At 57.4% G+C, this 21,018-nt stretch carries 22 protein-coding genes and 1 riboswitch; of the genes, 10 read left to right on the top strand and 12 right to left on the bottom strand.

Translation table 11 applies throughout. The features are described from left to right. Positions 1-36: 36 nt before the first annotated feature. From BKD70_RS07220 to BKD70_RS07200, 5 genes are all read right to left on the bottom strand, one after another. The gene (locus BKD70_RS07220) at positions 37-1,632 is read right to left on the bottom strand and encodes an ABC transporter substrate-binding protein (RefSeq protein ID WP_047273706.1); all 1,596 of its coding nucleotides are present in this window, start codon (positions 1,630-1,632) and stop codon (positions 37-39) included. A 76-nt stretch (positions 1,633-1,708) separates the two neighbouring features. Further along, a complete protein-coding gene (locus BKD70_RS07215; protein WP_047273708.1) occupies positions 1,709-3,088 on the bottom strand; it encodes an OprD family porin in 1,380 nt (459 codons plus the stop codon). A 166-nt stretch (positions 3,089-3,254) separates the two neighbouring features. Further along, entirely contained in the window at positions 3,255-4,853 is a 1,599-nt protein-coding gene (locus tag BKD70_RS07210; RefSeq protein WP_047273710.1) for an ABC transporter substrate-binding protein, read from the bottom strand. Between the two features lie 299 nt (positions 4,854-5,152). Further along, entirely contained in the window at positions 5,153-6,778 is a 1,626-nt protein-coding gene (locus tag BKD70_RS07205) for an ABC transporter substrate-binding protein (protein ID WP_047274275.1), read from the bottom strand. 420 nt (positions 6,779-7,198) lie between these two features. Then, positions 7,199-7,918 (bottom strand): SIMPL domain-containing protein, encoded by a 720-nt coding sequence (locus tag BKD70_RS07200; RefSeq protein ID WP_047273711.1) that lies wholly within the window; start codon positions 7,916-7,918, stop codon positions 7,199-7,201. 270 nt (positions 7,919-8,188) lie between these two features. Between BKD70_RS07200 and BKD70_RS07195 the strand changes: the two genes are divergently transcribed. Next, positions 8,189-9,451: an ATP-binding protein gene (locus tag BKD70_RS07195; protein ID WP_047273714.1), complete on the top strand. Its 1,263-nt coding sequence runs from the start codon at positions 8,189-8,191 to the stop codon at positions 9,449-9,451. Next, entirely contained in the window at positions 9,444-10,004 is a 561-nt protein-coding gene (locus BKD70_RS07190) for a response regulator transcription factor (RefSeq protein ID WP_047273716.1), read from the top strand. The genes BKD70_RS07195 and BKD70_RS07190 overlap by 8 nt, the downstream gene beginning before the upstream one ends. Positions 10,005-10,092: 88 nt before the next feature. On the opposite strand, the gene BKD70_RS07185 is transcribed toward BKD70_RS07190, so the two are convergent. Further along, entirely contained in the window at positions 10,093-10,500 is a 408-nt protein-coding gene (locus BKD70_RS07185; RefSeq protein ID WP_047273717.1) for a hypothetical protein, read from the bottom strand. A 182-nt stretch (positions 10,501-10,682) separates the two neighbouring features. On the opposite strand from BKD70_RS07185, the gene BKD70_RS07180 reads away from it, so the two are divergent. From BKD70_RS07180 to BKD70_RS07170, 3 genes are all read left to right on the top strand, one after another. After that, positions 10,683-11,177: a hypothetical protein gene (locus tag BKD70_RS07180; RefSeq protein ID WP_047273719.1), complete on the top strand. Its 495-nt coding sequence runs from the start codon at positions 10,683-10,685 to the stop codon at positions 11,175-11,177. A gap of 51 nt (positions 11,178-11,228) precedes the next feature. Continuing rightward, positions 11,229-11,516 (top strand): PA4642 family protein, encoded by a 288-nt coding sequence (locus tag BKD70_RS07175; protein WP_047273721.1) that lies wholly within the window; start codon positions 11,229-11,231, stop codon positions 11,514-11,516. A 193-nt stretch (positions 11,517-11,709) separates the two neighbouring features. After that, a complete protein-coding gene (locus BKD70_RS07170) occupies positions 11,710-12,165 on the top strand; it encodes a hypothetical protein (protein WP_047274277.1) in 456 nt (151 codons plus the stop codon). An 86-nt stretch (positions 12,166-12,251) separates the two neighbouring features. Here BKD70_RS07170 and mqo read toward each other — a convergent pair whose 3' ends face one another. Together mqo and BKD70_RS07160 are read right to left on the bottom strand one after the other, a co-directional pair. After that, positions 12,252-13,751 (bottom strand): malate dehydrogenase (quinone), encoded by a 1,500-nt coding sequence (gene mqo, locus BKD70_RS07165; RefSeq protein ID WP_047273723.1) that lies wholly within the window; start codon positions 13,749-13,751, stop codon positions 12,252-12,254. Between the two features lie 739 nt (positions 13,752-14,490). Further along, positions 14,491-14,724, bottom strand: coding sequence for a hypothetical protein (locus tag BKD70_RS07160; protein ID WP_047274279.1), 234 nt, complete (start codon positions 14,722-14,724; stop codon positions 14,491-14,493). Between the two features lie 157 nt (positions 14,725-14,881). Between BKD70_RS07160 and BKD70_RS07155 the strand changes: the two genes are divergently transcribed. Further along, positions 14,882-15,466 (top strand): YajG family lipoprotein, encoded by a 585-nt coding sequence (locus BKD70_RS07155; RefSeq protein ID WP_047273725.1) that lies wholly within the window; start codon positions 14,882-14,884, stop codon positions 15,464-15,466. Positions 15,467-15,524: 58 nt separating this feature from the next. Here the strand turns inward: BKD70_RS07155 and BKD70_RS07150 are convergent, their stop codons facing one another. Further along, a complete protein-coding gene (locus tag BKD70_RS07150; protein WP_047273727.1) occupies positions 15,525-15,731 on the bottom strand; it encodes a hypothetical protein in 207 nt (68 codons plus the stop codon). Between the two features lie 132 nt (positions 15,732-15,863). Next, complete coding sequence (locus BKD70_RS07145) at positions 15,864-17,030, bottom strand: 1-acyl-sn-glycerol-3-phosphate acyltransferase (protein WP_047273729.1); 1,167 nt, start codon at positions 17,028-17,030, stop codon at positions 15,864-15,866. Between the two features lie 105 nt (positions 17,031-17,135). Here BKD70_RS07145 and BKD70_RS07140 point away from each other — a divergent pair, with 105 nt between their 5' ends. The 4 genes from BKD70_RS07140 to BKD70_RS07125 are packed head-to-tail and all read left to right on the top strand — an operon-like array spanning position 17,136 to position 19,122. After that, positions 17,136-17,318 (top strand): CPXCG motif-containing cysteine-rich protein, encoded by a 183-nt coding sequence (locus BKD70_RS07140; RefSeq protein WP_047273731.1) that lies wholly within the window; start codon positions 17,136-17,138, stop codon positions 17,316-17,318. A 5-nt stretch (positions 17,319-17,323) separates the two neighbouring features. Continuing rightward, positions 17,324-17,584 carry a putative signal transducing protein gene (locus BKD70_RS07135; protein WP_047273733.1) on the top strand — a complete coding sequence of 87 codons (261 nt, stop codon included), beginning with the start codon at positions 17,324-17,326 and terminating at the stop codon, positions 17,582-17,584. A 44-nt stretch (positions 17,585-17,628) separates the two neighbouring features. After that, on the top strand, positions 17,629-18,255 hold the full coding sequence (locus tag BKD70_RS07130) for an SOS response-associated peptidase (protein ID WP_047273734.1): 627 nt from the start codon (positions 17,629-17,631) through the stop codon (positions 18,253-18,255). Positions 18,256-18,300: 45 nt separating this feature from the next. Further along, positions 18,301-19,122 carry a M48 family metallopeptidase gene (locus tag BKD70_RS07125; RefSeq protein WP_047273736.1) on the top strand — a complete coding sequence of 274 codons (822 nt, stop codon included), beginning with the start codon at positions 18,301-18,303 and terminating at the stop codon, positions 19,120-19,122. A gap of 49 nt (positions 19,123-19,171) precedes the next feature. Here BKD70_RS07125 and BKD70_RS07120 read toward each other — a convergent pair whose 3' ends face one another. Both BKD70_RS07120 and BKD70_RS07115 read right to left on the bottom strand, forming a co-directional pair. Then, positions 19,172-19,756 (bottom strand): TMEM165/GDT1 family protein, encoded by a 585-nt coding sequence (locus tag BKD70_RS07120; RefSeq protein ID WP_047274281.1) that lies wholly within the window; start codon positions 19,754-19,756, stop codon positions 19,172-19,174. Between the two features lie 91 nt (positions 19,757-19,847). Then, positions 19,848-19,967, bottom strand: a riboswitch (yybP-ykoY riboswitch). 50 nt (positions 19,968-20,017) lie between these two features. Further along, positions 20,018-21,016, bottom strand: a complete 999-nt coding sequence (locus tag BKD70_RS07115) for a class I SAM-dependent methyltransferase (protein WP_047273738.1) — start codon at positions 21,014-21,016, stop codon at positions 20,018-20,020. Between the last annotated feature and the right edge of the window lie 2 nt (positions 21,017-21,018).

Genomic DNA, 21,018 nt, shown 5'->3' with positions numbered 1-21,018 from the left:
AGGGCCCGGATGAACGCTGGCGGGTGTTTTATTGTTCTACTTCGCCCGGGTGGTGGCGAAGTTGTTGTTCGTCAGCGGGCTAAGTACATAGCCCTCGACGTTGTTGCGTCGGGCGGTAAAGAGCATGGGGTGTACGACGTTGATCCAGGGCTGGTCCTGATTAAAGAGCACCTGGGCCTGTTCATAGAGTGCCGCCCGTTCGGCGGGTTCAGTGATGTTACGGGCTTTGGTGATCAGGGCTTCAAAGTCCTTGTTGCACCAGCGGGCGTAGTTTTCGCCATTTTTGGCGGCTTCGCAGCTGAGCAGCGGGGTCAGGAAGTTGTCCGGATCGCCGTTGTCGCCGCCCCAGCCGGTGGACACCAGATCATGTTCGCCATTTTTGGCGCGCTTGAGCATCTCGCCCCATTCCATGACGCGAATGTCCAGTTTGATGCCGATCTTGGCAAGGTCTGACTGCAATAGCTGGGCCCCGAGCATCGGATTAGGATTGGTCGGGCCGCCGCCGTTGCGGGTAAAGAGGGTAAAGACCTGCCCCTCGGGCACCCCGGCTTCCTTGAGCAGGGCACGGGCTTTGTCCAGGTCGCGGGGCGGGTGTTCAATGGCGGTGTTGAACCCCAGCATTGTGGGCGGGTAGGGGTTGATGGCCGGTATCGCGTTGCCTTTGCCGTGAACGGAAGTCAGGTACGTCTCTTTGTCGAATGCCATGTCGATGGCTTTGCGCACGCGCACATCGTCCAGGTATTTGTGGCGGGTATTCATGGCGATGTAGCTGGTCATCAGCGCTGCCATTTCGTCGACTTTCAGGTTCGGATCTTTCTTGATGTTGCCGACTTCATCCGGCTTTGGGTACAGCGCGATCTGGCATTCGTTGGCTTTGAGCTTTTGCTGGCGCACGTTGCTGTCGGTGGTGACAGCGAAAATCAGCACATCACTCGGTGGTTTGCCGCGAAAGTACTCAGGGTTGGCTTTGAAGCGGACCTGCGCGTCCTTGTTATAGCGCACAAAAATAAACGGGCCGGTGCCGATGGGTTTGCTGTTCAGCTCGCTGGTTTTGCCGGCTTTGAGCAGTTGATCGGCGTATTCGGCCGAATAGATCGAGTTGAACGGCATGGCGATGTCGCGCAAGAAGGGCGATTCGGCATGGTTGAGCGTGATTTTGACCGTCATGTCGTCGACTTTTTCGACGCTCTTGAGCAGGTTTTTAAACCCCATGCTTTCAAAGTAGGGGTAGCCGACCAGCGATTTGTCGTGCCACGGGTGATTCGGGTCCAGCTGGCGCTGAAAGCTCCAGACCACATCATCGGCGTTCAGGGTGCGGGTCGGTTTGAAGTAACTGGTGGTGTGAAATTTCACGCCGGGGCGCAGGTAAAAGGTGTACTCCAATCCGTCAGGGCTGATCTCCCAACGTTCCGCGAGGGCGGGTTCTACGTCGGTGGTGCCGGGTTTGAAGTCTGCCAGACGATTGAGGATGGTCTCGGCCGAAGCATCGGCGGTGACGGCAGTGGTGTACTGAACGATGTCGAAACCTTCGGGGCTGGCTTCAGTGCAGACCACCAACGGTTTGGCTGAAACGCTGAGCGCGGTGCTGAACACTGCCACGGCAAGGGCCGAGCGTAGTGGAAGTCGTTTCATGGCAACCCTCTTCAATCGGTTGGGCCAGCGTAGCGGCTGTGCCTGACGTGTCGCGCCAGGCACAGCCGCCAGGTGGTTAAAGAATGTTGAACGGAATGGTGGTAACCAAACGGAACTCGTTGATGTTTCCATCGGCCTGGAACCGGCTGGCGCGGTGCGTGGTGTAGGTCGCACGAATCGCCGTGGCTTTCAGTGGTCCGCTTTGAATAGCATATGACGTGCCAATGCTGTATTCGGAGTGGTCTTCGCCGTTCATGTTCTTGACGTCGTAGGCGGTGCCTTTGTATTTGGTGCCGTCGATGTCAAAGCCGCGCGCGTGGTAGGCATTGAACTTCAGGCCCGGGATGCCGTACTGCGCCATGTTGATGCTGTAAGCCAGTTGCACCGACTTCTCGTTCGGGCCGTTGAAGTCCGACAGCAGGGAGTTGGCCAGGTAGATGCCGTTGGTTTCATGCAGGTAGTCGAAGTACTCGTCGCCGATCACTTGCTGGTAGGACAGGGTCACGGTATGCGCCTGATGGGTCAGACCGAATGCCAGGCTGAAGGTGTCATTGTTGATCTCCCCCATGGCCTTGCTGCCCGTGTCCAGGGTCTTGTAGTAGTTGAAGTTGGTGTTCAACCCCAGCACGGCGTTGTCGCCCAGGTCATGCACGGCACCGAAGTAGTACTGGTTCCAGAAGTCTTCAACATGCGTGGCGTACAGCGAGGTCTTCAGGCTTTGGAACGGTTGATAGTTGAGGCCGGCGACGCTGGCGCGATCGGTCTCGACCCCGGTAGCGCCGTATTCGCTGCGAAACTTCTTCAAGCCTTGTTCGGTACGCGGCGAGACGCGGTCAAAAGAGCCCGCGTCGAAGGACAGGTTGTTGAACTCTTCGCTATGCAGGGCTACCCCCTGGAAGCTGGACGGCAGGGCACGGTTGCCGATCACATCGATGGTCGGGCTGCTGAAGTTCTGTCGGCCCACCACCAGCGTGGTGTTGGAGATACGGGCCTTGACGTTCGCCAGCCCGAGCTTGCTCCACTGGCCAACGGCATCGCCGTCACTGTGGGTCAGGGTGCGGTTGTTCTTGCCGGCGATGTCATTCACATCCCGGTCAAGGGCGATTGCGTTGTAGGCCGCGACCTCGGTGCTGAAGCCAACGGTGCCCTGGGTGAACCCCGAGCTGTAATCAAGAATGGTGCCTTGCACCCAGTTGATACGGCGCGGTGTGGTTTTTTCGACGCCGTGATCGTTGTAGGTGAAGCGGCCGTTATTGCGCTTGAGTTCGTTGGCGTACCAGTTGCGGGTCGTGCCGCTCAAGCTTTGCCCTTCGATAAAGCCGTTGGCTTCGCTTTGGCTGCTGGCACCGGTTTTCAATTGCGTGGGCACAAATGTCTGACTTACCTCTTCGGCATTCGCCATCGCCGCAAGGCTGCTGATGGATAAGGCCAGTAACGCGCTGCTTGTGACTCTCATGGTTGAGGCTCCTCTGCTTCTTTTTTTATTGCCGCTCTTTATGAATTGAGCTGGCTGTTGTGGAACGAGTTAGCACATTGCAAACGTTTGCCAAGGGTCACTTGGCTACAGTGTTCTCCTGGCCGCCCCAAGCGGCCTGAAGACACTGACAAGAGTCGGGTAGGGGTTAGTCGGCGATGCTCACGCCGGAGAAAGCGTTACGGCCAAACGGGCTCACGGCGAACCCTTGCACTTTGGCGCTCAGCGGCTGATTAACCGTCGAGTGGGCAATGGGGGTGATCGGGACTTGCTGTTTAAGTAACTGTTGGGCCTGTTTGTACAAGACTGTGCGCTGATCGCGGTCGGTGATGATCTTGGCGTTCTTGACCAATGCGTCGTACTCCTTGTTGCACCACATGGAGTAGTTGTTGCCACCAATGGCATCGCAGTTGTACAGGGTGCCCAGCCAGTTATCCGGGTCACCGTTATCGCCGGTCCAGCCAATCAGGCTGATGTCGTGCTCGCCATTTTTGGTGCGTTTGATGTACTCGCCCCATTCGTAGCTGACGATCTTGACCTTGAGCCCGACGTTGCCCCAGTCCGATTGCAGCATTTCAGCCATCAGCTTGGCATTGGGGTTATACGGGCGTTGCACCGGCATGGCCCACAGGGTGATTTCAGTGCCTTCCTTGACCCCGGCGGCGCGGAGCATTTCGCGGGCTTTTTCAGGGTTATAAGGCGCGTCCTTGATGGTGTCGTCGTAGGACCACTGCGTCGGCGGCATGGCGTTCACGGCTTTCTGGCCAGCGCCTTGATACACGGCCTGCAGGATGCTGTCCTTGTTCACGGCCATGTCCAGCGCCTGACGTACTTCAAGTTGATCGAACGGTTTGTGCTGCACGTTGTAGGCGATGTAGCCAAGGTTGAAACCGGGCTTTTCGATGACCTGCAGTGTGGGGTCGCTTTTGAGGCTGGCCACGTCGGCCGGGCGGGGATTGAGCGAGACCTGGCATTCGTTTTTACGCAGCTTTTGCATGCGCGCCGAGGCGTCGGTGTTGATTGAGAAAATCAGGTTGTCGAGCTTGACCTGACTCGGGTCCCAATAGTCCTTGTTGGCGACGTAGCGAATGTTCGAGTCTTTCTGATAACGCTGAAACGCATAAGGGCCGGTGCCGACCGGTTTTTGATTGATCTCGCTTGGCTTGCCCTTCTTGAGCAGTTGATCGGCGTATTCGGCAGACAGAATCGCGGCAAAGTTCATGGCGATGTTCTGGATGAATGCAGCGTCGACCGAGTTGAGTGTCATGACGACGGTCATCGGGTCGGTCTTTTTAACGCTGGCGATGTTCTTGTCCAGGCTCATGCTGCTGAAGTAAGGGAACTCGGTGGGATACGCCTTGCGAAACGGGTGTTCGGGATCAAGCATGCGGTTGAACGTGAACAGCACGTCGTCCGCGTTAAAGTCGCGCGTCGGGGTAAACCATTTGGTGGTGTGAAACTTTACGTTCGGGCGCAGATGGAAGGTGTACGTCAGGCCATCTTCGGAAATGTCCCAGCGGGTCGCCAGCGCTGGCTCGGCGGCGGTGCCGCCTTTTTCAAATTCGGCCAGGCGGTTGTAAATCGGGTTGGAGGCATCGTTGTCCGTGGCGGTGGTGTACTGCGCGGTGTCAAATCCGGCCGGGCTGCCTTCAGAGCAGAACACCAGGCTGTTTGCAGCGTGTGCCAGAGGGCTGCCTGCTATGACGCCTGCGCTGAGCAAAGCCGATAAAACCAAATGGTTACGCATTGCGATCCCAATCCTTTTTCTTGTTATTAAGTCCTGAGCAAACGCCTTGCACGGTCGTTGTTCTCAGGGCGTCGACATCATCAGCTACGGCGTTTACCTCGGCGCAATACAACATGTGTTCAAAAACCATAAGCGGTCGATGGACATGCGTAAATGCGTCGGGCCTGACAGGAGCGTAGGAAATGTCTCGGCGTCCTATAGCCTCTGCTGTAGTACAGAGTGGCTTCAGGATGAAGGGGATTTCCGCCGTCCTGGCAGAGATAGCAGTGCGGTGCTGAACCGCACTGCCAGGTCCTTGCTTACTTGGTAACGCTGACCCCGTAGAACGAGTTCAAGCCAAACGGGCTGATCTTGAAGTCCTGCACGTTGCTGCGCATGGGTTGATATACCGTCGAGTGCGCGATAGGTGTCATCGGCACTTGTGCCTTGAGCAGTTGCTGCGCCTGTTTGTACAGTTTTGTGCGCTCTTCAACATCTGTCGTGCCTTTGGCCGCCTTGATCAGCTTGTCGTAATCAAGGTTGCACCACTTGGAGAAGTTATTGCCACTCAGTGAATCGCAGCCAAACAGTACGCCAAGCCAGTTGTCCGGGTCACCGTTGTCGCCGCTCCAGCCGATGATCATGGCGCCGTTTTCGCCGCCTTTGGAACGCTTGATGTACTCGCCCCATTCATAACTGACGATCTTGGCCTTGATGCCAATTTTGTCCCAGTCGGACTGCAGCATTTCAGCCATCAGCTTGGCATTGGGGTTGTACGGTCGTTGCACCGGCATGGCCCACAGGACGATTTCGGTGCCTTCCTTGATGCCCGCTTCCTTGAGCAGTTCTTTGGCTTTTTCGGGGTTGTACGGGACGTCCTTGATGGTGTCGTCGTACGACCACTGGGTCGGTGGCATGCCGTTAACGGCTAACTGACCTGCGCCCTGATACACCGAGTCAATGATTTGCTGTTTGTTGACCGACATGTCCAGCGCCTGGCGGACCTTGAGTTGAGCCATCGGGTTAGGCTCGTTACTGCCCTTGATTTTGTCCATCACGTTGTAAGCGACATAGCCAAGGTTGAAGCCTGCCTGGTCAGGCATTTTCAGGTTCGGGTCTTCTTTGAGTGCCTTGAGGTCGGCTGGACGCGGGAAGAGGGTGACCTGGCATTCGTTCTTTTTGAGCTTCTGGATACGCACCGAAGGGTCAGTGGTAATGGCAAAAATCAGGTTGTCGATTTTGACGTCTTCTGGCTTCCAGTAGTCCTTGTTGCCGGTGTAGCGGATGTTCGAGTCTTTTTGGTAGCTCTTGAATACGAACGGGCCTGTTCCTACCGGTTTCTGGTTGATGTCCGACGGTTTGCCTTCTTTCAACAGTTTTTCGGCGTACTCGGCAGATTGCACAGAGGCAAAGCTCATGGCCAGGTTTTGAATGAACGCGGCATCGACACCGTTCAGCGTGAACTTGACGGTCTTGTCGTCGATTTTCTCCACCTTGGCGATGTTTTTATCCATGCCCATGTCGGTGAAGTAAGGGAATTCGGTCGGGTATGCCTTACGGAACGGCATGTTCTTGTCGAGCATGCGGGTGAACGTGAAAACCACGTCGTCGGCATTGAACTCGCGGGTGGGCTTGAAGTACGGGGTGGTGTGGAACTTGACCCCGTCACGCAGATGGAAGGTGTAGGTCAGGTTGTCGGGGGAGATGTCCCAGCTCGTGGCGAGGCCGGGTTCAACCTTGGTGCCGCCGCGTTCGAACTGGCTCAGACGGTTGTAAATGGTCTCGGCCGCTGCATCGAAATCGGTCCCGGTGGTGTATTGGCCCGGGTCAAAACCGGCTGGACTGCCTTCAGAGCAAAACACCAGATTGGACGCCGCGTGAGCGAAAGGTGCGCTTGCCAGCAGGCTGGCGCCCACTAAAAACGGAATGACCGCGTGTTTGAACATGGTGGCCTCATGATTTTTGTCATTTTTGGTTTGAGGGCGACCTTGTGAGTCGACCCGGCGATACTTATGCACGGCCCATACCCATTGCAAGATGCCTTCTGCCTTGAACCGGTAATTCGTGGAACGATCGTACAAGAATGTCGCTTTTATGTAATTTATGACGCATTTGATCGTTTGCGTCCGGCTTTTTGACGCATTTTGTAATGTTTGTAGGCAGCGCTGAAACCGTCGTTGCACGATTTTGGGGCGTGACTGTTACTTATCTAGACTCTCTCGTTAAAAAGCTGTCAGTCAGAGATGATTTGTTGCGTAAGTCTTCACTGGTTTCTGCGCATGAAGGGTCTGTAGGGTTTTTCGCGCACGCAAAAAAGCCCCTGAGGCGTGGCCGTCTCAGGGGCTTACAGGTTGTGAATCGAGCGGTTACTGCATTTGCACCTCAATCACACCGTCGGCACTCATGCTGACTTCACTGGTGCCCGCTTCGATGTCCGGGGTCGGTGCGGATTCCATGTCGGCGGCGGCCGCTTTCATCATCATCGGGCCGCGCATGAACGGCTGCGGATAGCCGTTGCTGTTGAGGTTCAGGCTGACAATTTTGTAGCCCTTGCCGCCCAACGCGTCTGTGGCCAATTGGGCGCGAGCCTTGAATGCATTGACCGCCTCTTTGAGCAGCGCATCTTCGCTGGTTTTGCGCGCAGCATTACCGACGGCGAACTGCATGTTGCCCATTTTCAGGGTTTGCATCAGCTCGCCAGTGAGTTTGGACAGGGCTGCGAAATCGGAGCTTTCCAGACGCAGTTCGGCGCGTTCACGCCAACCGGTGATCTTTTGCGATTTGTTGTCGTAGACCGGGTAACTGTTGCGACTGCCCTGGCGCAGCGTCACGTCCTTGACCTGCTTGGCCTGGCCAATTGCCTTGTTCATGGCCGTGGTGATTTCAGCGGCCAGTTTGGCGGCGTCGGCGTTTTGCGCCTCGGTATAGAGCGTAACGATCATCAAGTCGCGCGCAACCTCCTGACTGGCTTCGGCGCGCAAAGACACCTGGTTGTAATGCAAATCATCGGCAGCCAGTGCGGGCAGGCTGGCCAGTGCGCCGAGGCTCAGGGTCAGAAGGGCGGCAGTGCGAGGGAAAGTGGACATGAAGGCTCCTTGAATGAGATCGGCAGGCGTAGGCGTGCTGGCCTGCATCTGAAGCATCAGACTGTAGAACGCCGGATTCAGTTCGCCTGTTTACATTTTCAATACATATGCGACCTGTCGGGTTTCAGACGGCATACCGTGTGCAAGCGCGGGGTGAGTAGCCCGTATTTGTGAAAAAACACTGTGGCCCATTGCCGCACTTTTGCCTGCGGGGCCATCAGCTTGGTTATACTCCCGGCGATCCGCCTGGAGCGCTCATCAGGAGAGCTCATGCTCGCCCCCGTACAGTTAATGTCTGCTGCCCGTCAGAACCTCTGGCGCCTTACGATTATCCGCACCTTGGTCCTCGCTGCCCAAGCGGGTTCGGTGGGGATCGCCTACCTGTTTGATTGGTTGCCGCTGCCCTGGTTTCAGCTGTGTATAACCCTCGGGTGCTCGATGCTGTTGTGTGCGTTTACCGCAATCCGCTTGCGCACCACCTGGCCTGTCACCGAGCTGGAATACGCGCTGCAACTGACGTGTGATCTGTTTATCCACAGCGCACTGTTGTATTTCTCCGGCGGCTCGACCAATCCGTTCGTTTCTTATTACCTGGTGCCGTTGACCATTGCTGCCGTGACGCTGCCGTGGCGGTTTTCCGTGGCATTGTCCGGGATCGCGCTGGCGCTCTACACGTTGCTGCTGGTGCAGTCCTATCCGCTGGATACGGGCGCTTTCTTCCGCGAAAAATTACAGATCTACGGAATGTGGCTGAGTTTTGCCCTCTCGGCAGCCGTCATCACCTTCTTCGCTGCGCGTATGGCCGAAGAGCTGCGGCGTCAGGAGGAGTTGCGGGCGCTGCGCCGTGAGGAGGGGCTACGTGACAAGCAATTGTTGGCCGTGGCGACCCAAGCAGCAGGCGCGGCCCACGAGCTGGGTACGCCGCTGTCGACCATGAGCGTATTGCTCAAGGAAATGCGCCGTGAACACCCGGACCCAGAGTTACAGGACGACCTGAGCGTTTTGCAAGATCAGGTCAAATTGTGCAAGGAAACCTTGCAACAGCTGGTGCGCGCGGCAGAAGCAAATCGTCGCTTGGCGGTTGAAGTTCAGGACGTTACCCAGTGGCTGGATGAAGCGTTGAATCGTTGGCATTTGATGCGCCCTGAAGCGACCTATCGCTTCAAGTGCCTGGGGCATGCCCCGGTTCCGCGTCTGGCGCCACCGCCGGATTTGACTCAGGCCTTGCTTAACCTGCTCAACAATGCAGCAGACGCTTGCCCGGAAGGCCTTGAAGTCACGGTGGACTGGGATGCGGTGGACTTGACCATCAGTATCCGCGACCACGGTGCAGGTGTACCGTTGGCTATCGCCGAGCAAATTGGCAAACCCTTTTTTACCACCAAGGGCAAAGGTTTCGGCCTTGGCCTATTTTTGAGCAAAGCCAGCGTGACACGCGCCGGCGGCTCGGTAAAACTCTACAGTCATGAGGATGGCGGGACGCTCACCGAGCTGCGCCTGCCTCGTGTCGCCCGAGGAAACGAAAATGAGTGAAGAAATCCAGGTCGAAGGCGAAGAACTGCCGCATCTGTTGTTGGTGGATGATGACGCAACGTTCACCCGTGTGATGGCACGCGCCATGAGCCGGCGCGGTTTTCGCGTCAGCACGGCGGGTTCTGCGGAGGAAGGGTTAGAGCTGGCCAAGCAGGATCTGCCTGATTTTGCTGCGCTGGATTTGAAAATGGACGGTGATTCGGGGCTGGTGTTGCTGCCCAAGTTGCTGGAGCTTGACCCGGAAATGCGGGTGGTGATTCTGACGGGGTATTCGAGCATTGCCACTGCCGTTGAAGCGATCAAGCGGGGCGCGTGCAACTACTTGTGCAAACCTGCGGATGCCGACGACGTACTGGCCGCCCTGTTGACCCAGCATGCTGATCTGGATGCTCTGGTGCCGGACAACCCCATGTCGGTTGACCGCCTGCAGTGGGAGCACATCCAGCGCGTATTGGGCGAGCATGAAGGCAATATTTCGGCCACCGCCCGTGCCCTGGGCATGCACCGCCGCACCTTGCAGCGCAAATTGCAGAAGCGACCAGTACGTCGCTGACTGGCTGCCGGCTTTTGAACAGAGGCCGTGCGTTCCCGTTTGCAGCTCACATGCCCCTGCAAACGGGAAACCTGCAGACCTATGACGATTATTCAGCCAAGGTAAATGTGACGCCGCTGGAAGTCTGACCGCTCACTTCATAACTTAGGGTGACGGTTTCGTAATTGTTCGGATTTAAGATGGCGCGGTGGATATTAATCACCGCTTTTTGTGCACTGGCTTCCTCTGCTGTCACCGTGTGCTCGTAAAACCACGTGTTGCCGCCGTTGTTCTGTTGTCTGTAGAGCTGGACGATCAGTTCCAGGGTTACATTTGCGACGAGTGCCGAAGTGCCGATATGAACGGCGTAGTAACCTACACCCCCTGAGTAGTGCAGCACACTGGCGTCTGACTCCGGTACTTGGGGAGCGGGTAGGGTGGTGGTTGAGGGCGGCGTGTAATGGGCTTTTTCTTTCAAATCTTTTTTGCCAACGTTTGTACCCTTTTCACTTTTCATAAATCTTCCTTGTGAATGATATGAACAGCAAAAAAATCATGTGCAAATGAAGCCTTCTCAGTAATCCACATCCACCTGGGTCAGTCACCCTGTCAGAAATGACAGTGGCGACGTGCGGTTCTGCGCACTAAACAGTGGCAGCCAGCGTGCTAGAGTGCTGGCTTCGACTTGCGGAGCACGTCATGAGCCGTTTATCGCGTTACGTTGCACCTATTGTGTTGATGGCCAGCCTGCCTTTGACTGCTGCGCCTGCGACAACTCAACTCTTGCACTCGCAGTTTTTGCCTACTGATGACCAGCAGTTGCGCACCGAAAAACCTGAACAGCAGCAGTTAATGCTGGTGACGTCCTATTCGGTGGTTGTGGGCAGTCAACGCCAGTCCAATCAACAGCCGATTCCCGTGACCTCGCCATTGTTTGTCCGCTTGAAAGGCAAACCGATGAGCCAGGGCGCGACGGTGCGCGAGGTGTTGATCTCGTTTGACGGAGAAAGCAAAAGCCTGAAAAAACCCGCGTTTGACAGCACAACCAGAACCCTGACGCTGTCGTACCCCATGACGCAGTACCGCGTGGTGATGGACCTGCTGCGCAATGACACGGTGTATTGCCAGTTTTTGACCTATGCCAACGGCCATATCTGGGCTGACTTGCACACCGGCAGCGTGCGCGCTCGTTGAGGCTTGGGTAAACTGCGGGCCCCGTGAAGTATCAGCAAGCTGGAGTCGGACATGCGTAAAGACAAGAAACAGTTGATTGGCGATGAGATCGGCGATGAGCAGATCAAGTTGTTCCTGGACTTCGAGCCCGTGGACGCGACGTCCCCTTCGCTGCACAAATTGATCAAGGCCTATCGCGGATTGCGTATCGACGATTTCGAGCGTTTTCTGACGTTCTTTAAAGAAGCCGGTTTTGACCTCGATGGCAAGGACGAACACGGCCAGACCTTCGTGGATGTGATCAAGGATCAGCGCAACGCTGCCGAGTACATCGAACTGATCGCTAACGCCCGCGCCTGACGTATGCCGGTTGTCGCAGCCTTTAAGGCTGCGACGCCAAACTCTTCGCTTATTACCGATTTGTCTTACACCCCTGGCAGCCTTGATCGCCGGGTGTTTTTTCGTGGGCGATCAATACTCAAGTCGACAGGCAGTCTGTTCGCTGCTCATCAGGAGGATGGGCGGTGCAAAAAACAGTGAAAGGATTTCAACGTTGAAAGCGATAAAACGGTTTATTACTCGGCTGTTGATGGGGTTGAGCCTGGGGGTGATGGCCTCGCCGGCAATGGCCCTGGATGAGGTGCTTGAGGTCGAGATTCACAATGCGACCTCTGCGGCGATTGCCCCCGGGAAGGATTTTTCGTGGCTGGAAAGCCCGGCCAATGCCGGGCATGATTTTGTCATTGAGCCGGGTGGCAGTCAGGAGTTGACCTACTATTTGCCGCAATCGCGTGGCAATGAGTCGTTCAGTTATCGCCAGGGTGAGCGCGTGTGTATGTTCAGTTTTAGCCATCTCACCCCGGACCATCCGAGAGGCAATCGTCAGGTCAATGCCCGTTCGACGGGGCAGGTATTGAGCCTCTGTAGCGCGGAGTTGATCCCCGTGACTGACGACGATGACTTTGTGAGGAACGGCGGAACGCACGTCCTGTTCACCATGGGGCCGTGATCCGGCACCGGTGCGCGAACAATAAAAAACCCTCACCCCAAAAAAGGGTGAGGGTTTAAGCGTGACGCTGAAACCCGAAGGTCGCGTTACGCGATGCTGGTGTTCGGCGCCACCAGCTCCAGCAACTCGGAGTTACGGGTGCTGATTTCACGGTACAGCTCGGCGTCTGTTTCCAGCACCTTTTCCCGCGCCGGGAAAATTTCCTTGAGCTTGGCAGCCCATTCGCCCGTGGCTTTTTGCGCGAAGCAACGTTCGATCAGGTCCAGCATGATCGATACCGTCACCGATGCGCCCGGTGACGCACCCAGCAGTGCCGCCAGGGAACCGTCTTTGGCCGCGACCAGTTCGGTACCGAATTGCAGCACACCGCCTTTTTTCGGGTCTTTCTTGATGATCTGAACCCGCTGGCCCGCAATCTCAAGGCGCCAGTCTTCGGCTTTGGCCTGTGGATAGAAACGGCGCAGGGATTCCAGGCGCTGTTCCATCGATTGCCGCACTTCGCTGACCAGGTACTTGGTCAGGTCCATGTTGTCGCGCGCAACGGCGAGCATTGGCCCGATGTTGCCCAGGCGAATCGACATCGGCAGGTCGAGGAACGAGCCATGCTTGAGGAACTTGGTGGTGAAGCCGGCATAAGGCCCGAACAGCAGGGATTTTTTGCCGTCCACGACACGGGTGTCCAGGTGTGGAACCGACATCGGCGGCGAGCCCACTGCGGCCTGGCTATACACCTTGGCCTGGTGGTGCTTGACCACTTCCGGGTTGTCGCAACGCAGCCATTGGCCGCTCACCGGGAAGCCGCCGTACCCTTTGCTTTCTTCGATGCCCGAGGCTTGCAGCAATGGCAAGGCGGCACCGCCTGCGCCCAGGAACACGAACTTGGCATCGATATGGCGCGTGTTGCCGCTATTGATGTCCTTGACGCTCACCGTCCAGCCGCTGCCATTGCGTTTGAGGCCAGTGACTTTTTGGCTGTACTTGATTTGCGTGTCCGCAGCGCTGGCCAGATGCTTGAGCAACTGCTTGGTCAAGGCGCCGAAGTTGACGTCTGTACCGTGCATCACACGGGTTGCCGAAATGACTTCATCTGCCGGGCGGCCCGGCATCATCAGCGGCATCCACTCGGCCATTTTGGCTTTGTCTTCGGTGTATTCCATGTCTGCAAACGCATGGTGCTGGCTCAGCACGTCAAAACGTTTTTTCAGGAAGGACACGCCTTTTTCGCCTTGCACAAAGCTCAGGTGAGGCACCGGGCTAATGAAGGACTTGCAGGAACCGAAGGTCCCCTGTTGCGCCAGGTGGGCCCAAAACTGTTTCGAGACTTCGAACTGCGCATTGATGTGCACAGCTTTTTTGATGTCGATCGAACCGTCGGCCGCCTGGGGCGTGTAGTTCAACTCACACAGCCCGGCATGGCCGGTGCCTGCGTTGTTCCACGGGTTGGAACTCTCCGCAGCACCTGAGTCCATTTGCTCTACTACTTCCAGCGAAATGCCGGGGTCGAGCTCTTTGAGCAGTACGGCGAGGGTGGCACTCATGATGCCCGCTCCAACCAGTACTACGTCGACTGCTTCGTTATGCGCCATTAACGCGTCTCCAAAATCTACGGCACCAAATTGACGGCATAGCTGCCAGGTGGTCCGAGGCGTGGATCAGGTGGAGCCTCGGGTCACGCGTGGCCAGGATCGCCATGTCCGATTCATCGCAATTGCTTGCTGCTTCAGCGGACGCCACCAACCGGGCCTTGAAGGTTCATATGAACGCACTTCACAGGGCGGGAGGCAATTCGACTTAAGGTCAAGAGCGTCCGTTTGGGCAACCAAATCCGTAAGCGGACAGGCTTTAGTCGTGTGCGGTAAAGCTGACTTCAGACCTGCTGGATGGGGCTGTAACAGACGCTAATGGTGCATGTTCAGACGCAAAACTTTTCATTTGCTCGCCACACTCTTGTGAAGTTGTGAAAACCCGTTTTTTTTCACGCTCTTTTGAAGACGTGAACCTCAAAAAAGGGCTGCCGCATGCCTGGCACCAAACCCGTGTACGACCTGCAAGGCAGGTGTGGCATAGCGGGCGAACAACGCAGTGGCCGAGCAACATGGCAGCTCTGCAGACTGTTAACAGGTGGTGGTTTGCATGAAAAAAAGCAAGCGCCAGCGCTACACAGTCTGTGTGGGCGGCTCTCTGTGGGCGATTTTGGGGTGCTGATACCTGCGTATCAACGGTGTTGCGGGGCCCGATCAGGAGACGTCCTTATAATCGGGGGGAGATTGTAGCGAAGAAACGTCGGCAATTGATCCTGTTAAATGACTTTTATTGGTGATTGAGTCAAACACCCCACATCGGTTGCACCCTTGAACGCGTTGCAGGCGAGGTCACACGGGCGTCAGGCGGTAAAACCTGGTGCAACCAGTTCAGCCGAACTTCTGAGATTTCGACCCAGCCATCGCCGACCGGCGGTTGCGTGCAGTGCTTGAACGCGCGGCAGCGGCCGCTGCTGTCCAGGCGTGCAAAGTGGCGGTGGGGGCGGGTGGTGCTCAACAACGACTTTAACCAGTTCATGGCAAACCCCTCTTTCAGTAGTGCCCCGAGATTGCCACGTTGACGTGACGCACTGATGTACTGCGCATGACAGCCGGGTGACAGCAAGCGGCTGGTTTGCAGGCCGTTGGCCCCGCTATACTGGCGACCAGTTTGACCTTGCCCTGGAGAGATGAGCATGTTGCAACGCCTGTTGTTCGGTTTGATCACTGTGACCAGTTTGACGCTGGTCGGCTGCGCCCACAGCCCGCAACAACTTAGCCCGCAACCCAAGCTGACCACTCAGCTCGCGCCAGTCGGCCGCGGCCAGCCAGTGGTTGTCCGCGTGGTCGATGGCCGTCCGTCGCCGACGCTGGGCACCCGCGGTGGCATGTACCCGGAAACCAGCGCGATCAGTGTCAGCAGTGCGGACCTGATCCCCAAACTGCAAGCCCAGGCTGAAGCCGCCGTCCGCCTGCTGGGTTACACCCCGACCACCAATGCGATGAATGCCCCGCAATTGACGGTGACCCTGGCTGAACTGAAGTACCAGTCCCCCAAAGACTCCATGTACGTGACTGAAGCGACCATTGGCGCTACGTTCCGTTCTGATGTGAAGAACGGCGGCCGTACTTACAGCGGTCGGTACGGTGCGTCGCTGGATCAGCGTTTCGGCATGGCGCCGAATCAGGAAACCAACACCAAGCTGGTCAGCGACGTGTTGAGCGATGCCTTGACCCGCGTATTCAAAGACCCTTCAGTGGGTCGTTTGCTGGGCGAGTAACGGTAGAAAGCAAAAAGCCCGAACTCGGTGAGTTCGGGCTTTTTTGTGCGCGAAGGGTTCAAGCTGCTTCGGCGTACAGCTCCAGACGGCTGACGCCCGTGAGCAAGTCCAGTTCGGGCAAGTCGACATGGGTGTGACCGCTGAGGGCGCAATAAACCAGCCAATGCTGATCCTGAACGTTAAAGGCTAACCCTTCGATCAACGCCTGCTGTTCGTCGCTGGGGGCGATCAGATAGAGGCGATCCTGGTTTTCTGCGTGCAGCATGACAAGCTCCGTGTCGGTGTCGAGGGGCCACAGAGTGACCGCTTAACATGACGATACGGTGACAGCAGAATTTAGGCGTTGGGCCTGTGGTCGCCGCCGTACAACACGAGGCAGCGACCACAGACGCGGGCTTTACAAGGGCAGGCCTGCCTTGATGCGGTACTGGTTGCGCACCGGCATTGCATATTGCAGCACCAGGTAAGGGCGGTGCTCGGCCGGGCAAGCGTCCAGACGGCGCTGCCACTCTTGTCGGGCCTTGGCCAATTCATCTGCCGGGAACACCTGTGCGGCGTCAGGCACCTGCAGTTGCGGGTCTGCGTCATCCCACTGCGCATACGCCAGGTAGTGCGCCGGGAACAGGCGATAGCCGCCGAGGATCTGGCGATCCATTTCGGCGGCCAACAGCTTGCTGTCTTCGAAAAACTCAGTCACGGGGGCAGCAAAGTTCACGTGCACGCGGCCTTTGTAACCGGTGATGCCATTGGCGATGCTGGTGTCGTCTTCGCCAGGCGCTTTGGTGTAAGCGCCGGTGGTGGCACGGATATACAGCTCGCGTGCCTTGGCCTGATCGCACGGGTCGTATTCGTAGCTGATCGACACGGGGGTCATGTTCAGTGACTGAACCACCTCGCCAAACGGCTCGTTCTTGCGGCTCATGTGGAACATTTTCAGGATGGCCGAATCTGTGCGGTCGTCGCCGTCTTTGGCGCGGCCTTCAGCCTGCGCAATCCAGATCGAGACGCCATCGTTGCGGATCGAGTGATTGATGTACGCCGACAGCAATTGATAGGCCGCGAGCTTTTCCCGGCGTCCGGTGATCGAACGGTGCACGATGAAACTTTTATTGAGGCGCATCAGGTCGCTGACAAACGGCTTTTGCAGCAAGTTGTCGCCGATGGCAATACGTGGCGTCGGCAGGCCTGCGTGGTAAACCGCGTAATTGACGAAGGCCGGGTCCATCACGATGTCGCGGTGGTTGGCCAGGAACAGGTAGGCAGTGCCGGACTTCAAATTCTCGACGCCGGAGTAGGTCACCCCATCGGTCGCGTGTTCAATGGTGCGGTCGACGTACACTTCGACTTTGTCTTGCAAGGTGGCGACAGAGGTCACGCCAGCGAACTCTTTACGCAGGCGATGCGCTATAAGAGGTTTTAACAGCCAGCCGAAAGCGCCAGCCAGGCGCGGGAAGCGAAAGTGGGTCAGGATATCTAGAAACGCCTTGTCGCTGAGCAGCCGGGCCAGCACGGCTGGGACTTCGGCGTCGTCGTAAGGTCGGATGGTATCGAATTCGCCCATCATGCTCTCTTGTTGGAAACGGCTAGGGTAAGTAAACAAGGCAGGCCAAAAATAATAGCCCTGCAAATAGACCGGCGATTATACGCACAAGTCACTCTGGAGACCGCGATGCTTGAAACCGAACAGTACGATTGCCCTTATTGTGGTGAGCTGGCAGAAGCGGTGCTGGATCTTTCGGGCGGTGACCAGACCTACATTGAAGACTGCCCGGTGTGCTGCCGGCCGATTGTCTTCACTCTCCAGACCGACGGTCATGAGTGGATGCTCGATGTCCGTAGCGAAAACGAGTAGCCGTCATGCAGCGCATCTACGAGCCTGAAAACCTGATGGAAGCCGAGCTGTTGCTGGGCATGCTCGCCAGCGAAGGGGTTACGGCGACCCTTCAGGGGCGTGACCTGATCGGCGGCACGGGCGAATTACCGGCACTGGGTTTGTTGGGACTGGCCGTGGCCGATGATCACGCCCGTTACGCGCGCGAGCTGATCGATGCGTACAATGCCGCCTCGCCCTTTGAGGGCGACGAGCCTGATAGCTACCCCGATGTGCTGGAGTGTTAACGGCCTTTTGTTCACTGCTATATAGAAAAGAGTTGTACAGCCCCATGTGTGGACGTTTTGCCCTGTTTCGCTGGAACCCTGCATTTGCAGCCTTGCCCGGTTTTCCGGCGGATCAGCAGGCGCAATGGAATATCTCGCCCAATGATGCGGTGTTGATCTTGCGCGCAGGCGAAGCGCCGGGCCAGCGAACCCTGGCCCGGGCGCGTTGGGGCCTGACCCCGGCCTGGCTGACGGACCTGTCTCGCACACCGGCCCATGCCCGAGCTGAAACCGTTGCGGAACAACCCATGTTCCGTGACGCCTTTCGCTTGCGTCGCTGCCTGCTGCCGGCCAATGGGTTTTATGAGTGGCGCGGCACCACGCGCAAACGGCCGTACTGGCTGACGCCCGGTGAAGGTGCATCACTGTTTTTTGCGGCGATTTGGGAGGCCTATCCGGTGCAAGGGCACGAATGGTTGAGCACGGCTGTTATTACTCAGGCAGCGGCCAGTCAGCGTCGCCCGTTGATTCTGGATGAGGCGGGTCAGCAAGCCTGGCTGGATCCTCAAACCCCTTTGCATGTGTTACAGGCGCTGCTGGCCAGCCAGCAATCACCGTTGCGCGAGCGCCCGCTGGCCAATCTGGTCAATGATCCCAAGCTTAATGCCCCCGAGTGTCTGACGCCGGGTTGAGGCGCGTGTCTGCTACGATGCGCGCCATCTTTATGGAGAGTCGTGATGGGTAAATTAGCGGTAGTGTGCGTGGTTGGCGCAGGGCTGTTGCTCGGCGGTTGTCAGTCGGTCAATACCACCAATGCCGGTGCGGTCGGCATTGAGCGCAAGCAGTACATGTTCAGCATGCTGTCGAGTCAGCAAGTGGATCAAATGTACGCCCAGTCGTACCAACAAACCGTCAGCGAAGCCAATACTAAAGGTGTTCTGGACAAAACCAGTACCAATGCCAAGCGCTTGCAAGCGATCGCCAACCGGCTGATTGCCCAGGTCCCGGCCTTTCGCCCGGATGCGGCGCAATGGAATTGGGAGGTGAACCTGATCAAAAGTGATGAGCTCAATGCCAGCTGCGGGCCGGGCGGCAAGATCATTTTCTATAACGGGATCATTGATCAGCTCAAACTCAACGACGATGAAATCGCTGCGGTCATGGGCCATGAGATTGCCCATGCATTGCGCGAACATGGCCGCGAGTCGATGTCCAAAGCGTACGGCATCGAAATGGCCAAGCAGGGTGCGGGTGCATTGCTGGGGCTGGGGCAGGACAGCCTGCAACTGGCCGATACCGTGGTCAATTACAGCCTGACGTTGCCTAACAGCCGCAGTAACGAAAACGAAGCAGACCTGATTGGTCTGGAGCTGGCGGCGCGTGCGGGCTACAACCCGAATGCCGCCATCACCTTGTGGCAGAAAATGGCGCAAGCGTCGCAAAGTGCGCCGCCTGAATTCATGAGCACCCACCCGGCGTCGAGTAGCCGGATTGCCGCGTTAGAAGCGGCGATTCCCAAGGTGTTGCCGCTGTATCAGCAAGCGCCAAAAACCCAGTAACCCTTGACGTTGCCGGCCCTTTCCCGAAGAAGAGGGCCGGTGATGGGGGCTACACCCAGCCGCTGATCGCCATCGCCTTGTACACTGCCACCGCGGCCAGTACGAAGAAGGCGGTCGCCGCCAACCGGCGAATCAGGGTCAGCGGCAACTTGTCGGCCGCAAAGTTACCTGCCAGCACCACCGGCACGTTGGCAATCAACATGCCCAGGGTTGTGCCGATAATCACCAGCCACAGATCCGGGTATTGAGCGGCCAGCATTACGGTCGCCACTTGGGTCTTATCGCCGATTTCAGCGATGAAAAACGCAATCAGTGTGGTCAGGAACGGGCCAAATTTGCGGGCCGTGCTCGCTTCGTCATCGTCCATTTTGTCCGGCACCAGCGTCCACAGTGCGGTGGCCGCAAAGCTGGCTGCGAGGATCCAGTGCAAGGTCACATCCGAGAAGAAACTGCCGAACCAGGCACCTACCGCACCTGCGGCGGCGTGGTTGGCCAGGGTCGCGGCCACGATGCCGGCAATGATTGGCCAAGGCTTGCGAAAGCGGGCGGCGAGAATGAGGGCGAGCAGCTGCGTCTTGTCGCCGATTTCGGCCAAGGCAACGATTGCAGTCGGAACGAGTAAGGAGTCGAGCATCATCAGGTGGTTTCCAGGGGCGGGTCGACACGGCTATGACACGTACAGCCTTCCCGCCCCGGGTAAGGTGTTCGTGTCATAGGTCTTGTCAAACCCCGGTCCGTCTGTGCGGACTCCTGGGTCGCATACGCCATGGTCTGTTGACCAAGTATGTTGACGTATGCCGGACGAGCATGGCGCTCGTGGGAGACTACTCCCCTAGGACGGAGCGGATTCTGCCTATGCAAATCCGATCCGGCAAGCCTTGTTTATTAATTTGTTTTATCGACGCTTCGCGCTGTAAATCCGAAATCCCTGGCCTTCAGCCTTGACGGTGCAGGCCCCGAATTGCTCTTCAATGAGTGGCTGATAGCGCAGGAAGCTATTGGCCACAATCCGAAGTTCGCCACCTTTTTTCAGATGTTTGACCGATTTTTGCAGCAAGTTTTCAGTGGCGTGGTAATCGGTATGGACGCCCACATGAAACGGTGGGTTACTCAAAATGGTGTTGAGTTCCATCGGCGCGGCATCGATACCGTCTGCGCAAATCACCTCAGCGTCCAGGCCGTTGGCCGCCAGCGTCAGGCGGCTGCTGGCGGTAGCAAACGCGTCCACATCGAGCAGGGTGACGCTGTTGTGCGGGTAGCGACGCTTGACCGCTGCGCCCAATACCCCTGCGCCGCAGCCAAAATCCAGTACGTGACCGCTGGGCAGTTTGTCGAGGTGCTCCAGCAGCAGGGCGCTGCCGCGATCCAGACGGCCGTGGCTGAACACGCCGGGCAGGCTGACCACGTTCAGCGGGCCTTCTTCCAGTGCCAGCTCGTAATGTTGCGCAAGGTCTGCCAGGACCGGTGCTTGCGGCGCATTGACCACGGTGACTTGCCACAACTGGCAATGCCGGGCGCTGTCGAGCTTGCGCGGCTTGCCGAACGGGATCAGCTGTTTGGAGGCGCCTTCGATGCCGCCTTTCTTCTCGCCCACCAGAAACACATCGGCATTGGGCAGGCGTGCGGCCACGGCCTTGAGTACGTAGTCGCTCAGCTCTTTGGACTTGGGCAAATACACCACGGCAGTGTCGAACGCGCGCGCCGGAACATCGACCCCAAAATGCACGCGCCCGGCAAAGCGAGCCTCTAGCGCGGCCTGATCGCCAGCGTGCCAGCACCAGCCGTGGGCGTTCGGTAAGCGGCCGAGTACGTCGTCAGGTGGCAGGCCCACCAAGAGCACCTCGCCCTGAAAGTAATCAGGCTGACGAAGCAGTACTTCACTGCGCGGATCCATAA

The sequence above is a fragment of the Pseudomonas sp. BS-2016 genome (assembly GCF_001806145.1).
GTDB lineage: Bacteria > Pseudomonadota > Gammaproteobacteria > Pseudomonadales > Pseudomonadaceae > Aquipseudomonas > Aquipseudomonas lundensis.
Note: the sequence above shows the minus strand (reverse complement) of the source record. Positions and strands in the feature narration are given on the sequence as shown.